9 protein-coding genes are annotated in these 16,741 nt (G+C 36.8%); all 9 read left to right on the forward strand.

The features are described from left to right. The first annotated feature begins 49 nt into the window (after positions 1–49). The 9 genes from LPB88_RS12530 (at position 50) to LPB88_RS12570 (ending at position 16,741) form a co-directional block, all read left to right on the forward strand. Complete coding sequence (locus tag LPB88_RS12530; RefSeq protein ID WP_230716030.1) at positions 50–862, forward strand: SDR family oxidoreductase; 813 nt, start codon at positions 50–52, stop codon at positions 860–862. Positions 863–880: 18 nt separating this feature from the next. Then, the gene (gene uxuA, locus LPB88_RS12535) at positions 881–2,065 is read left to right on the forward strand and encodes a mannonate dehydratase (protein WP_230716031.1); all 1,185 of its coding nucleotides are present in this window, start codon (positions 881–883) and stop codon (positions 2,063–2,065) included. An 11-nt stretch (positions 2,066–2,076) separates the two neighbouring features. Continuing rightward, positions 2,077–3,495: a glucuronate isomerase gene (gene uxaC, locus LPB88_RS12540; protein ID WP_230716032.1), complete on the forward strand. Its 1,419-nt coding sequence runs from the start codon at positions 2,077–2,079 to the stop codon at positions 3,493–3,495. A 102-nt stretch (positions 3,496–3,597) separates the two neighbouring features. Continuing rightward, positions 3,598–4,971, forward strand: coding sequence for an MFS transporter (locus tag LPB88_RS12545; protein WP_230716033.1), 1,374 nt, complete (start codon positions 3,598–3,600; stop codon positions 4,969–4,971). Positions 4,972–5,018: 47 nt separating this feature from the next. Continuing rightward, on the forward strand, positions 5,019–6,662 hold the full coding sequence (locus LPB88_RS12550) for a hypothetical protein (protein WP_230716034.1): 1,644 nt from the start codon (positions 5,019–5,021) through the stop codon (positions 6,660–6,662). Positions 6,663–6,692: 30 nt separating this feature from the next. Continuing rightward, a complete protein-coding gene (locus LPB88_RS12555; protein WP_230716035.1) occupies positions 6,693–10,784 on the forward strand; it encodes a two-component regulator propeller domain-containing protein in 4,092 nt (1,363 codons plus the stop codon). A 213-nt stretch (positions 10,785–10,997) separates the two neighbouring features. After that, positions 10,998–14,000, forward strand: a complete 3,003-nt coding sequence (locus LPB88_RS12560; RefSeq protein ID WP_230716036.1) for a TonB-dependent receptor — start codon at positions 10,998–11,000, stop codon at positions 13,998–14,000. Between the two features lie 16 nt (positions 14,001–14,016). Next, positions 14,017–15,534, forward strand: coding sequence for a RagB/SusD family nutrient uptake outer membrane protein (locus LPB88_RS12565; RefSeq protein WP_230716037.1), 1,518 nt, complete (start codon positions 14,017–14,019; stop codon positions 15,532–15,534). A gap of 22 nt (positions 15,535–15,556) precedes the next feature. Continuing rightward, entirely contained in the window at positions 15,557–16,741 is a 1,185-nt protein-coding gene (locus LPB88_RS12570) for a glycoside hydrolase family 88 protein (RefSeq protein WP_230716038.1), read from the forward strand.

Raw genomic sequence — 16,741 nt, forward strand, 5'->3', positions numbered from 1 at the left:
AAGAAAATCATTCCATAAAACAAAATTGGAAAAATCATAAAAAATAAATATGGATTCAATATTTAATCTTAAAGGTAAAATAGCTCTTATAACTGGCGGCGCCGGCGTACTGGGAAGCAATTTTGCTAATGTTTTGGCCAAACAAGGCGTTATCACGGGAATCGTTTCTCAATCTATTGAAAAAGCCAATAAAACTGTAGAAGCAATTGAACAAAATGGCGGACAAGCTTTTGCGATTCAGGCCAATGTTTTAAACCAGGAAGAACTGGAAAAAGCCAAAGATTTGATCCTGCAGAAATACGGACGTTTGGATATCTTAATCAATGCTGCGGGCGGAAATATGCCCGGCGCGACGATAAGTCCGGATCAGGCGATTTATGACATGAGGGTTGACGATCTACAAAAAGTAGTTGATCTAAATATAATTGGCACCATGTTGCCATCGCAAGTATTCTCGGAGCTTTTTGCCAAACAAAAACAAGGAATCATCATCAATATTTCATCGGCATCGGCACAAAGACCTTTAACGAGAGTTGTGGGATACTCGGCTTCAAAAGCGGCTATTGATAATTTCACGCAATGGATGTCGGTTGAACTGGCTTCAAAGTATGGCGAAGGAATACGTGTAAACGCCATTTCTCCGGGCTTTTTTATAGGAGAACAAAACAAGGCTTTATTATTGACTCCAGAGGGAAAATTAACACCTCGAGGCGAAAAGATTATCGATCATACTCCCATGGGAAGATTTGGAAAGCCCCAAGATATTGACGGAGCGCTTTTATTTTTATGCAGCGATATGTCAAAATTTGTAACGGGAACTATTATAAAAGTTGATGGTGGATTTTCAGCATCGAGTATTTAGAACAAAATAAGTTAAAAAATGGAACAAACATTAAGATGGTTCGGACCAAATGATCCTGTTTCTCTGCAAGATATTTTACAAACCGGAGCCACGGGAATCGTCACGGCATTACATCATATTGCCAACGGAGAAGTTTGGAGTATTGACGAAATCATAAAACGAAAAGTTGAAATTGAACATCAAAACGGAGATCCTAAAAAAGGTGCTTCTGGTTTAACATGGTCAGTTGTAGAGAGTATTCCTGTTCATGAAGACATTAAAAAACAAACGGGAAATTACCTTCAATATATTGAGAATTATAAAGAAAGTATTCGCAATCTGGCTTTGTGCGGAATCAAATGTGTTTGCTATAATTTCATGCCGGTTTTAGATTGGTCGAGAACTGATTTGGCTTATGAAGTTGCAGACGGATCAAAGGCATTGCGTTTTGATATTAATGCTTTTGCAGCTTTTGAATTGTTTATTCTCAAAAGACCAAAGGCTGAAAAACAGTATTCGAAAGTTCAGATTGAAAAAGCTACAAAATACTTTCAAGCGATGACCCAGGGAGATAAGGTAAAATTACAGCAAAACATTCTTGCCGGACTCCCTGGAGCTGAAGAAGCGTATTCAGTAGAGGATTTCTTGGTGACTCTCAGCGGTTATAATCATATTGACCGGGCCGCTTTGAAGAGAAATCTTTTCTTCTTTTTGAAAGAAATTATTCCCGTTGCAGAGAGTAAAGGCGTTCTAATGGCGATTCATCCTGACGATCCGCCCTACCCGATTTTAGGTTTGCCAAGAGTGGTAAGTACCGAAGAAGATTTAGTAGAACTCATGGCCGCGGCCGATTCAAAATCAAACGGATTTACAATGTGTACAGGTTCTTACGGGGTAAGAGCCGACAATGATTTACCGGGCATTATAAGACGTCACGGTGATAAAATGAATTTTATTCATTTAAGAAGTACCCAAAGAGATCAGGAAGGCAGCTTTTTTGAAGCCAATCATCTTCAAGGCGATGTCGATATGTATGAAGTTGTAAAAGCCATTATTGAGGTTGAAAAAAGAAATAATAGCTCGCTACCAATGCGCCCGGATCACGGTCACCAAATGCTCGATGATTTGAATAAAAAAACAAATCCTGGTTATTCTGCAATTGGGCGTTTGCGAGGTTTGGCGGAATTAAGAGGCCTTGAAATGGGAATTAAAAAAAGCTTGTAAAAAAATATTTTATGTCTGTTACTCCATTTATAACCGAGGATTTTTTGCTGTATAATAAAACAGCTATTTCCTTATATCACAATTTTGCCAAAGCACAACCAATTATAGATTACCATTGTCATTTGTCTCCAAAGGATATTGCCCAAGATCGTCAGTTTACAACTATTACTCAAATCTGGATTGAAGGTGATCATTATAAATACAGGGCGATGCGCGCCAATGGTATTTCTGAAAAATATATTACCGGAGATGCCTCCGATTTTGAGAAGTTTGAAAAATGGGCTCAAACATTGCCACATACTTTAAGAAATCCTTTGTATCACTGGTCGCATCTGGAACTCAAACGCTATTTTGGAATTGATTTATTATTAAATAAAGACACGGCTCAAGAAGTTTTTGATACTTGCAATGAATTGCTAAAAAAGCCTGAATTCAGCGTTAAAAACCTGCTTAGAAGAATGAACGTGAAGGTTGTGGGAACCACAGATGATCCCACAGATGATTTGCAATTTCATCAAAAAATTCGTGACGATCAATTCGAAATTTTGGTTTTACCTTCTTTCAGACCTGATAAAGCCACTGAAATTGAAAAAGGACAACTCTTTGTAAACTGGGTTCAGAAACTCGAATCTGCTGTTGGTTTTGCTATAAAAGAATATACAGATTTTATAAAGGCCATTGCTTTAAGACATGACTTTTTTCATGAAATGGGTTGTAGAATTTCGGATCACGGTCATATCAAATTTTACGCGTCAACTTATACCGAATCAGAAATAGAAACCATTTTCAAAAAAGGATTAAATGTTTCTGAATTGAGTACCATTGAGATCGAAAAGTTCAAATCGGCAGTACTTTTTGAAATTGCACTGATGAATCATAAAAGATCTTGGGCGCAACAATTTCACGTAGGGGCCATCAGAAATAATAACAGCAAAATGATGCAACTACTTGGTCCTGATCAGGGATTTGATTCTATTGGAGATTTGAATATGGCTGATAATATGAGCGGTTTCTTTGATAAACTTAATTCTGCAAACGGTTTGGCAAAAACAATTGTCTATAATTTGAATCCGGGTGACAGTGAAGTTTTTGCCTCTATGGCTGCGAATTTTAATGATGATTTAATTCCGGGTAAAATGCAATACGGCGCTGCATGGTGGTTTCTGGATCAAAAAGACGGAATGGAAAAACAATTAAATGTCTTATCGAATTTTGGGTTATTAAGCCGATTTGTTGGTATGGTAACAGATTCGAGAAGCTTTTTGTCTTTTCCGCGTCATGAATATTTCCGACGTATTTTATCTAATATTTTAGCAAATGAAGTTGAAAATGGTCAGTTGCCAAATGATATAAATCTTATTGGTGAACTGGTCAGAAATATTTGCAGTGGTAATGCCCAGCGTTATTTTAATTTTTCAGAAAAACAATAAAAAATAAGATTTCAGTTTGAGGAAAAAAGTTCGGAAAACAACTTTTTTATAACCACCCCAAACTTTTACAATTTAAAAACAAAATGCTCTTAACTAACTATCATGACTATCAAAACCGAACCTATCGGAAAGTACCGCTGGACCATCTGCGGGTTACTTTTCTTTGCCACTACAGTGAATTATCTCGACAGACAAGTACTGAGCCTGCTGGCTCCGAGTCTATCTGAGGAATTTAACTGGAGTAATACTGATTATGCCAATATAACAGCCATTTTTCAGTTTGTATATGCCCTTTCGATGTTATTTGCAGGAAGATTAATAGATAAACTAGGGACAAAATTAGGCTATATTCTTGCGATTTTTATCTGGTCAATTGGAGCAATTATGCATGCTTATGCCATCCCGATTGGTAGTACTTTCAATAACTTATTGCTTTGGGTTGGCATTGGAGCCGTTCCGGTTTCTATTGCAGGATTTATGATCTCGAGAGCTTTTTTGGGCTTTGGAGAATCAGGAAACTTTCCTGCGGCAATCAAAGCTACTGCCGAATATTTCCCAAAAAAAGAGCGCTCTCTGGCAACGGGAATCTTTAATTCTGGTTCAAATGTTGGGGCGATCTTAGCGCCGTTAACGGTACCATGGATTGCAGTGCATTGGGGTTGGCAAATGTCTTTTATTATCATTGGAGCTATTGGTTTTATCTGGATGTTTTTCTGGTATGTTTTGTATGAAAAACCTACAAACCAAAAGAGAATGTCTCCCGCGGAACTTGCTTATATCTCTGAAGGAGACGCATTTCAAGAACCTTCTGAAGAAAATACAAAACCTGAGAAAATCTCATGGCTTAAACTTCTTAGCTATAAACAAACCTGGGCTTTTGCTATTGGAAAGTTTTTGACCGACGGAATTTGGTGGTTCTTTTTATTCTGGTTGCCTAAATATCTAGAAGCTCAATTCGGGATGGAAAAAACCCAAATTACCATTCCACTGGCTGTTTTATACAGTATGACAATGGTTGGCAGTATTTATGGTGGCTATTTCCCTATGTATTTTATCAATAAAGGACACAATCCTTATGAAGCCCGAATGAAAGCGATGCTTATTATTGCAATTTTCCCTTTGTTTGTACTTCTTGCTCAGCCTTTGGGTTACATAAGTTTCTGGATTCCGGTACTATTAATTGGTGTTGGAGCGTCAGCGCATCAGGCTTGGTCGGCCAATATTTTTACCACAGTTTCTGATATGTTTCCTAAAAAAGCTATCGGTTCAATTATAGGAATTGGCGGAATGGCCGGCGGACTTGGCGGTGTATTAGTGTCTAAACTTGGTGGGGCTTTATTTGATTATTACCAGGGTTTAGGACATATTGAAACTGGTTATACCATCATGTTTGTGCTTTGTGCTTTAGCCTATTTATTGGCATGGAGTATTATGAAAACACTCGTTCCAAAATATAAACTCATTACTGATCTGTAATTGAGCTATAATCTCTGGGCAATTCTTAAACTATAAAAAAATAAAACATGAAACCTCAAGCCCTTTTTATCTGTTATAGTCTTTTCATCAGTATTAATGCAATTAGTCAAGAATTGCCTAAGATTCTTACGCAAAAACCTCTGACTAATTATCTTCCGGACTTTAGTTATGCGGGCTATCATTTCGGCGAAAGCCAACTTGCTGAGGCTAAGGGAACAATTATAAATGCCGTAGATTTTGGTGTAAAAGCTAATGATGGTTTAGATGATTCTAAAGCTTTATTAAAGGCTGTAAAAGCCGCAAATGCTGTTGAAGGAGATGTAATTTTGCAGTTGCCAGCCGGGAAAATTATTCTCAGTGATATTGTCTATATCGAAAGAAGCAATTTTGTACTTCGTGGCACGGGTTCTGGCGAAAACGGAACCGAAATTTACTTTCCAAGGCCTATGATGTATCTTAAAGATCCGGAATCACTGGCTGAACTCAGAGAATATCTAACCACGTTTGACAAAAGACAACGCGAAGCTGAAAACAATATAGATTTGCCTTTCTCGCAATATGCCTGGTCAGGTGGATTTATCTGGACTCAGATTCCGGGTGAACGTGTAAAATCATATTTGGATAAATACGAACCTACGCCGAGTTTTTTAGCCAGAGTAAGTTCGGGAAATATGGGCGAGAATACTATCATTGTTTCAGAGGTTAAAGACATAAAAGTTGGTGATATTGTAGAGCTTCAACTATTCAATAAAGACGGAGAAAATGGCGAAATCATCAAGGATTTATACAAAGGCGCCAATGTAAAACCAGGTTCTCATCATTGGAAATTTCCAAAACTTCCAATTGTAAGACAACAAGTTGAAATCGTAAAAATTTCGGGTTCTAAAATAACGATAAAAACGCCTTTGACAATTTCCATCAAACCAAGTTATCAGGCGCAACTAGTCCAGTGGAAACATTTAAACGAAGTGGGAATTGAACATATTCGTTTTACTTTTCCTGATATTCCAAGAGTGGCGCATCACGTTGAACCGGGAAACAATGCGATATTTTTAACCCGCGTTTTTAATAGTTGGGTCAAAGATGTGATAATTACCAATGCTGACAGCGGAATCTTGGGTGAAGAAATTTCGAACGTAACGATTCAGGATATCGTCACTGAGGGATCTCATATGGCGCATTATACGGTGACTTTGGGCGGCGTTCATAATGTTCTGGTTAAGAATCTGAAGATTTATAATAAGTCTGTTCATCCGCTAAGTTTCAACACTTTTGCAACTAAGAATGTATACCTGAATAGTGAAATCTTTGCTGATCCGGTTTTAGATCAACATTCTGGGGCAAATCATCAAAATTTATTCGACAATATAACAGTTCATTTAACCCCGGATAACAATAATAGTTACGCCTTATTTGGCGGTGGCGGCGCCGATTATTGGAAACCGTCACACGGACCTTTCAGTACTTTTTGGAATCTGACTGTTCAGGTTAACAATCCTGAAAAAATCACAAAACCCGTTTTACTTTACGGAATGAAAGATGGACCATTTGCCAGAATTATTGGCGTGAATGGAAATGCTAAATTCGAAGTAAAATATGATCCTGACCCTTATATTGAGTTTCTAAATACACCCATGGACAAAGTTCCTTCGTTGTATGAGTATCAATTAAAAAAGCGGTTGAAGAAATAATTTAAAAGAGTTGCACCTAAAAAAAAAGCTATGAAATACAAAATAGCCTTTCTAATTTTCCTATTTATTTCAGGGAATATATTCTCTCAAAATAAATATCGTCTCAAAAACATCTCTACTACTGACGGGCTTTCGCAGAGTTCTGTTATTGCTATACATCAGGATAAATTTGGGCAAATGTGGTTTGGAACCCGTGACGGGCTCAATAAATATGACGGCAGCCGATTTACTGTTTTTAGAAATGATGTTACGGATAAATCATCAATCAGCAACAATGATATTTTATCGATTGAAGAAGATAATCTGGGGCAATTATGGGTTGGAACTTATAACGGACTTAATTGTTATAATCCCCTTACCAATACTTTTAAAAGATATCTGCACAACAAAACCAATCACACCATAAGCGCAAATGCCATTTGGTCGATCAAGGAAATTGGCGGTGAAATGTGGTTTGGAACTTCAAAAGGATTATCGATTTACAATAAGAAAACAGGATTTTTTACTTCTGTTTTTCATTCGGATACTGATAATTCTACTTTGGCCAGTAATAATATTACCTCTATTTTAAAAACAAAAAAAGGAGAAATCTGGATTGGAACTACCAAAGGCCTCTGCGAGCTTACAAGCCGAAAAAACGGTAGATTTATTTTTAAAAATTACCCGTTAAATAGTGCTGATCTTTTAAATATTCAAGCTATCAAAGAAGATGATTTAGGTAATTTATGGATTGGAACCAAAAATAAAGGGCTTTTAAAATTTGATCAATCCGCTCATAAATTTGTTTCTTTTTTATCTGATGATAAATACAAAGAAATCAATACTGATATTCGTTCTCTGGCCTTTGATAAAGAGGGTTCTCTATGGGTTGGAGCTTATGACGGAATCTATATTTTAGCAAAAGACAAAAACATTCAAAAAATAAATAACAGTACCAATAACAACACAATCGATAAGGTCAAATCGGTGTTTATTGATAAAAAAGGCTCGGTTTGGATTGGCTGTTATTACAAAGGCGTGAATATTTGGGATGTCTCCAATGTGAATTTCTCCAACTACAATCAGAATTCGAAAAAGATTCCCATGAGTTTTGATGTAGTTAGTTCGATTATCTCAGATAAGAATCACAATATTTATTTTGGAACTGAAGGCGGGGGAATTACGATTTTCAATCAAAATACCCAGGGGGTAAGTTACATCAACAGCAAAACGTATAGGACCAATAAAAATGATATTAAATCAATGTGTCTCTCTGAGGATAATATTCTCTGGATTGGAACTTTCTCTAAAGGATTATCGGCTTATAACACGATTTCCAAAAGAATTGAAGACAATAGAATTGCACCAAGCTTAAGTGATCTACTCAAAGAAAGCGGTGTTTATTCGCTTAAGACAGAAGGAAACTCAATTTTATGGATTGGGACTTTTGGCAAAGGTTTGATTCGATACAACACCATTGCTAAAACTTTTCAGGTAATTGGCAACGATACGGCTTTTGCCAATTTTCTGACCAATAATATCGTTCGAACGATTCTGGTAGACAAAAACAAACTTTGGATTGGAACTCAAAACGGTTTGAATTCTATTTCGCTAAAGGATTTTAAGGAAAATAAATATATAATAAAACATTACTTTTTTGATGCTTCAGCTCTCTCTGGCGATGATATACTGACGCTATTTAAGGACAGTCAAAACAAAGTTTGGGTGGGAACTAAAGCCAAAGGATTACATTATTTTGATGGAAAGAAATTCAACAAAATCAATCTTAAAGTAGGAAACACCATTATCACTTCGATTCATTCTATTTTAGAAGATGCCCAGAAAAACCTTTGGATTAGTACCAATCAGGGAATTATAAAATACAGTACGACGCTAAAGAAGATGGTTCTTTATGACCAAAAAGATGGCTTGGCCAGTAATGAATTTAATGACAATGCAGCTTTAAAATTAGATTCCAATAAGTTTTATTTCGGAAGCCCCTCCGGAGCTACGTATTTTGATGCCAAGAAAATCTCTTTGAACAATTATGCGCCTCAGGTTTTAATTACAAGTTTGAAAATTAAAAATGAGACCATTAATCCAAATGGGAAAGATAAAATTCTCCAGAGAAGCATTGGTTATACCAAAAACATAACACTGAATTACGACAAGGCAAATTTCTCAATTAGTTTTGCGATTCCAAATTACATCCGGTCCAAAAACAATCAATACAGTTATCGTTTAATTGGGTTAGAAAACAACTGGACGATAACCAAAAATACCGAAGCCATATTTGCAATTCAGAATCCGGGAACATATCGATTTGAGGTTCGTGGCGCTAATAATGACGGTGTTTGGAATCGCACTGCTACTACTTTGACCGTTGTTGTAAAACCTGCTCCATGGCGTAGTATCTGGGCGTTTTTATGCTACGGTCTTGTTATAGGTCTAGGATTATACGGTCTTATCTGGATTATGAAATCCAAAGCGAGCCTGAAACAAAAACTGGAATTAGAGTATCTGGAAACCAAACGTATCGAAGAAAACAACAGGGCAAAACTGGATTTTTTCACCAATATTTCGCATGAATTCAGAACGCCTTTGACTTTGATTTTAGGGCCGTTGCAACAGATTTTGGCCGATTATAACGGAACAAATGAAATGTACAAAAAACTGCTGGTTATCGAAGGAAGTGCGAATCACCTTTTGAGTCTGATTAATCGTTTAATGGATTTTAGAAAACTCGAGAATGATCAGGTTACCCTGGAATCGGCCAGTGGAAATATTGTAAAATTCACTAAAGAAATCTTTTTGTCTTTTATAGAATATGCCAAAGACGGCGGTTATACTTATACATTTGAATCCTCTGAAGAAGAAATATTGGTTTATTTTGATCGCTACAAATTAGAGCGTGTTTTTTATAATTTGATTTCAAACGCTTTTAGATATACTCCAAAAGGTGGAAACATCAACATAAAAATCAATCACGATCACCAGAACCTTTTTATTGCAGTAGAAGATTCAGGAGTTGGAATTGCTGAGGTGCATATCGATAAGATTTTTGATTTGTTTTTCGAAGTTCCCCTGCACAATAACCTTCAGAAGAATTACAATAAAGGAACAGGAATTGGACTTTCTATTGTCAAAAACATTGTAAAACTTCATAAAGGAAGCATCGATGTGGTTAATAAAAAACCAAATGGCGTTGTTTTTAAAGTGACGCTTCCCCTGGGTCGTGCGCATCTTTTAGAGAGCGAAATTATCGAAGATTTTAAAATTAGCGATGATATTGCGCAATATACGGCGCAGCTTCAAACGCAGGAAATATCAACTTATGAAGATATTGACGATCTTGTAGTGAGCGCCGAAAAACAAACAATCCTGATTGTTGAAGATCATAAGGTTCTGCGAACTTTCATGAAAAACTTACTCAAAAAAGACTATAATATTATCGAGGCTGATAACGGAAAAGTGGCTCTGGAAAAGGCTTTGCAATTTGTTCCGAATTTAATTATCAGCGATGTTATTATGCCCGAGATGGTAGGAACTGAACTTTGTTCTAAGATAAAAGAGAATCTAAAAACAAGTCATATTCCCATTATTTTACTCACTTCCAGATCATCCTTAGTCTATAAATTTGAAGGCTTGGAAAGCGGCGCCGATGATTATATTAGTAAGCCTTTTAATTTAATGGAATTTACACTTCGGGTTAAAAATCTGTTGAATTCTACTGAGAGACTAAGACTTAAATTTTCAAGCCAAGAGAGTTTTATTCCTTCAGAAATCACGGTTTCTTCACTTGATGAAGAATTATTAAAAAAAGCATTTAAGATTGTCGAAGATAACATCTCAAACGAGCTTTTTGATATTCCGTTTTTCTGTTCAGAATTGGGTGTTAGTCGCACGATGTTATTTTTGAAAATTAAAGCTTGGACCAATTATACGCCAAACGAATTTATCCATGAAATACGATTAAAACGTGCAGCTCAACTTTTGGAACAAAACAAATTAAACGTCTCAGAAGTGAGTTATAAAGTTGGTTTTAACAATCCGAAATACTTTAGCAAATGTTTCCAAAAAAGATACGGAGAAACTCCGTCACAATTTGCTGACAAATTTTCCAAACCCATGTCGGTGTTTTAAAAAATCCAGTGTTTTCAAGGCCTAAAAAAGGGTATCTGTATTTTTGGATACCCTTTTTTGTATTTCTATATCGTTTTCGACATTTACATTTGCCTTATGAAATTCGAGAAAACAAAATTCGTATTGCTGCAAATTCTCTTTGTTGCACTAATAATAGGAATGAGTTTGTTGCTTTTCTATTTTATCTAACATTAACCTTAAACCAAAAAATGAATGTTTACAAACCAAAAAATTAAGTCGCTTAAATGGTGTCTTCTGGTAGTTTTTTTACTGGGAAATATCATTGTAAATGCACAGGAAAGAAAAGTGACCGGAAAAGTTACTTCGAGCGAAGATTTACTCGGGCTTCCTGGTGCCAATGTATATGTAAAGGGATCATCCGTTGGAGCAAGCGCGGATATGGATGGAAATTACAATGTTTTTATATCTGAAAAAAATGCTGTTTTAGTTTTTAACTTTGTGGGATATCAAACTGTAGAAGTTCCAGTAGGCAATAAAACTGTTATAAATGTAAGTCTAAAACCAGATACAAAAAATCTTGATGAGGTAATTGTTGTAGGTTACGGAACGCGTAAAAAGAGCGATATCACTGGATCTGTATCGTCTGTAACGGCAAAAGAACTGACTGCTTATCCTTTATTAAATGCTGAACAGGCTTTGCAAGGTCGCGCAGCGGGTGTTTCGGTACAATCTAATAATGGTGGTGAACCGGGCGCTCCTGTAAAAATAAGGGTTCGTGGAGGAACGTCGATCAATGCAAGCGGTGATGCGCTTGTTGTTGTGGACGGTTTTGCGGGTGTTTCTATGCCGGCGCCTCAGGATATTGCCTCTATCGAGGTTTTAAAAGATGCCTCTGCAACGGCTATTTACGGATCCCGAGGTTCAAACGGGGTTATTATGGTTACCACTAAAAAAGGAAAACCAGGAAAACCGGTTATCGAATTCAGTAACTCAACTTCTGTACAATCTGTAAACAATAAACTGGATTTATTAAATGGGGATCAGTTTGTGGCCTATAGAAAAAGTTTTACAACCCATACTCCGGGCGGCGCTAATACAGATTGGCAGGATGTAATTTATCGTGAAGGAATGGTTTCCAATACTTCTCTTTCGTTCTCTGGAGGATCTGAGAATGTGAGGTATTATGTTTCTGGAAACTACTTTAATCAAAATGGGGTTGTAATTAATTCAGGAATCGATAAATATACCATCGTAAGTAATCTTGAAGCTGATTTATCTGACCGATTTAAAGTTGGTCTGAATTTATTTCAAAGCAAACAAAACAAAGACGGAATCATTAGCCAGACAGGCGCTGGGGGAACTGGCGCCGCGGGTGTAATTGCTGCTGCTTACAGATTCATGCCTGACAAAGGAATTTATAATGCAGACGGAACTTATACCACTACGGCTCCAATTGGGGACGATATTGATAATCCGTATGCAACGGCAATGGAAAATATTCTCGAAACGGTTTCTATTGTAAACAGATCTAATTTCTTTGCTCAGTATAAATTTACTAAAGATTTAGATTTTAAAACCACTTTAGGTTTAACCGATAATAACTCTCAAAGCGGAAGATATATTCCCTCGACTTTAATTGCAGGAAAAAATATCAAAGGAGAAGCTTCTGTAAACAATACCAGATTTTCTTCTTTCTTAACCGAAAATTACCTTACCTATAAAAAAGAGATTATTGCAAAAGGAATCCTGACGGTTCTTGGAGGTTATTCGTATCAAAAGAACAAAAACGAAAGTTCTTATGCTGCTTCAAGAGGTTTCTTGACGAACACAAATTCATACCATAATTTAGGTGCGGGAACTGTATTTTTAAAACCGGATTCTAACTTATCTGAAACTGAACTCATCTCCGCCTTTGGAAGATTGAATTTTGATTATGACGATAAATACTTATTTACCTTTACAGCGCGTCGTGACGGTTCTTCTAGCTTTAGTGAAAACTACAAATATGGAACTTTCCCCTCTGGAGCTGTGGGTTGGAATATTGCCAAAGAGAATTTCTTAAAAGACAATAAAACAATTTCGAATCTTAAACTAAGGGCAAGTTACGGGGCAACGGGAAATCCATCGATTGGCGCCTACTCTACACTATCTAGATTCTCTGAGATTTATGATGTAAGTGGTGATGTGATTGTAAATGCGGTTCAGTTGACTTCACTAAATAACCCGAATTTAAAATGGGAAACCTCTTATCAGCAAGATTATGGTATTGATTTGGGTTTGTTTGATAACAGAGTGAGTCTGACCGCAGATTATTATAAAACTATTACTAAAGATTTATTGTTCAACAGACCCTTACCAGGAGTTTCAGGTATTGCTTCTCAGCTTCAAAATGTTGGACAATTAGAAAATAAAGGTTGGGAATTGGGCATAAATTCTAAAAACTTTATTGGGGCAGATTTCACTTGGTCCACTAGTTTTAATATCTCTTCCAACAAAAACAAAGTATTAAAATTAGCTGATAACAAAGATCTTTTAATCAACTCTACCCCTGGACATTTCCTTGCAACAGATTCTCAAATTTTAAGAGTGGGTCAGCCCGTTGGCGCTTTCTACGGGTTTATTTATGATGGTGTAATCCAGCCGGGGGAAACGGTTCTACCTGGTAACTTTGAAACGGCTCCGGGTGGAGAAAAATTCAGAGATGTAAACGGTGACGGAAAATTAGATTCCAGTGATAAAACGATTATTGGAAATCCAAATCCTGATTTCATCTTTGGTTTGAACAATGATTTTACCTATAAAAATCTTGATCTGAATATCTTCTTTCAAGGTTCTGAAGGAAATCAAATCCTGAACTATACTTTAATGGAATTGGCCTCTGGAAACAACAATGCAACCACTGAAGTTCTTGATGCATGGACACCAACACACACCGATACTAATGTTCCTGCAAATGCAGCAAGAACCAAAAGAGTTACCTCAAGATTTGTGTATGATGGAAGTTACATTCGTCTAAAAAACGTTTCTATAGGATATAGTTTAGATGAAAAAGTGGTTTCGAAAATGGGCTTGAGTAAAGTTCGTTTTTACATCAGTGCACAAAATCTTTGGACAATTACTGATTATCCGGGTTCTGATCCTGAAGGAAATTACCTCAATGATACCAATGCCAGAAGTAACACCAACTTAGGTTTAGAGTACGGAAGTTATCCAAATGTGAGAACTTTTACTTTCGGATTTAATTTAAAATTTTAGTCTAAAAAATAACATCATGAAAAAATATATAGCTTTTCTTTTCTTGGCAATATTCGCCTTTGGCTGTTCTGATCTTGAAGAACACCCAGTTGGAATTATTCGCCCCGACAACTTTTTCAAAAATACAGATGACTTACAAGCTGCTGTAAACGGCGCTTTTGCCAACATTGCTCACAATAATTATTGGGGGCGTGAATTTACAATTGCCCTGATGCTTCGTGATGATATGGCTGATATTGGTGATAGAACCACTCAGGCTGCACGTATCGATGTCAATGATATGAATATGAATGATACTAATGCGCTTGTTGCGAACTTTTGGCCACAATCGTATATCATTATTGCCGCTGCAAATCAAGCAATTGAAGGTGCTAAAAAAACACCTGGAGATCCTGCAAAGGTAAATGCAATTGTAGCCCAAGCTTATTTTGCAAGAGCATTTACCTATTATCATTTGGTTAGAATCTTTGGAGATGTTCCGTATATTGATTTTGCCGTAAACGAAGTTGCTCAGGTAAACACTTTAAAAAGAACTAAAGAAGCTGAAATATACCCCAAAATTATTGCCGATTTAGAATTTGCAAAACAATGGTTGGACGATAAACCAAAAGTAAAAGCGGTTCCGGGAAAAGGTACTGCCGCAGGTTATTTGGCTTCTGTTTATTTGACTTTAAAAAATTATCCTAAAGCATACGAAGAAGCAAAATATGTAATTACAAACGAAGCAAAATTTGGTTTAGGGTTAGACGCAGATTTTCAGGATTTGTTTAATGCTACAAAAGCGGCAGCGTTAAAAGAGCCTTTGTTTACCATTGACTTTAACAATCTGGTTTCAGGAAATTACGGTCAGGATTATACGGCATTTTTCACAGGTTCATTAAAAGATGATAGTTACAGTTATGGTCAGGGATTCTCTGTTGCTGTACCGTCTTTGAAAGTATTTAATACCTGGGATCAAAGAGATTATAGACGCGCGGTAAGTTTTGATACTATTATTAGAAAGAAAACCGGTCCGGGTGGAGCATTGCAGATTTATCCTTCAAGTGATAACGAAAAAGCACCACGTCCGCATATTGCAAAATATTACCGTTTTCCGGGTAAAGCAGGAGCTAACGGAAGAACTTCTCAGCACAATTATATTACCATGCGATATGCAGAAGTTTTGCTAACGGCCGCCGAGGCTTTAAACGAAATCACTCCAGGAACTACAGAAGCGGATTCTTATGTAAACCGAGTACGTGCCAGGGCTAGAAATAAAGCCGGAAAAATAGTTTCGTTTCCTGCAAATGTAACCCCGGGATCCTCGCAAGCTGATTTTAGAAAAATGGTTATCGACGAAAGAAGATTAGAATTTGCTTTTGAATATATCAGATGGTATGATATCAAGAGGTTGCAAAACGGACCTGAAGTTTTTGGTCCAAGTGGTTTAGAGCCGCATGCCAATTTTAATCCAACCAAAGATTATTTATTCCCATTGCCGGGAACTGAATTGGCGATCAATCCTAATTTGGCTCCAAACAATCCTGGTTATTAAAACATTAGATTAATTAGTAAGTATGAATAAAGTTAGTTTCATTTCTTTAATTCTTGGGTTTGCACTGCTGGTAACAGCGTGCAAATCCGGAATTAATTCTCAGACAAAAGTTACCCCAAGCATTACAAATAATCTTCTTGAGGCCAGATACAAAATGGTACTGGATTATCCCCTTGATTCTATGTCAATGCCAAGAAGCATGACCCTGAAGAGTAATTTGATTAAAAAAGTTCCTTCAAGAGACTGGACAAGTGGCTTTTTTGCCGGAAACTTATGGCAATTATACCGTCTTACAGGTGACAAAAAATATAAAAAACAAGCTGAAAAATGGACTCCTTTTAGCAAAAAAGAAAGTGTAAATAGTAATTCGCATGACGTTGGTTTCAAAGTGTTTTGCAGTTTTGGCCAGGCGCTGAGAGTGGAAAACAAGCAAGAATACAAAGACGTTATCATCAAAGGTGCCCAAACATTATCTACACGTTTTAATGCAAAAGTAGGTTCCATACGATCTTGGGATTTTAATAAAGACATTTGGGATTTCCCGGTTATCATTGACAATATGATGAATCTGGAATTGCTTTTTGAAGCTTCAAAACTATCAGGAAACCCAAAATATCATGATATTGCTGTAAAACACGCCAATACTACGCTGAAAAACCAATTCAGAGAAGACAATAGCTGTTATCACGTGATTGATTATGACCCAAATACAGGAGAAGTAAGAAAGAAAACTACGCTTCAGGGGTATAATGATGATTCGGTTTGGGCGCGCGGACAAGCCTGGGCAGTTTATGGATTTACCATGTCATACAGATATACCAAAGATCCTGCTTATTTAAAACAAGCCCAGGCCACAGCGCAATTTTTCATGAGCCATAAAAACTTACCCCAGGATGGGATTCCGTATTGGGATTTTAAAGATCCAAGTATTCCGAATTCTGCGCGTGATGCCTCGGCCGCGGCGGTTATGGCCTCTGGTTTATATGAACTTTACAGCTATACTAAAAACAAAAGTTATTTGGCTTTCGCCGATAAAATAATCACCTCCTTAAGTTCGGATCAATATGTTTTGAATGCAAATATAAAAGCGCCTTTTATCCTGGATCACAGCACTGGGAACTGGCCAAAACACGACGAAATTGACGAACCTATTATCTATGCCGATTATTATTTTCTCGAAGCATTATTAAGAAAAAAAGCTTTATAA

The sequence above is a fragment of the Flavobacterium sp. JAS genome, from assembly GCF_020991455.1.
In the GTDB taxonomy this organism is placed as follows: Bacteria; Bacteroidota; Bacteroidia; order Flavobacteriales; family Flavobacteriaceae; genus Flavobacterium.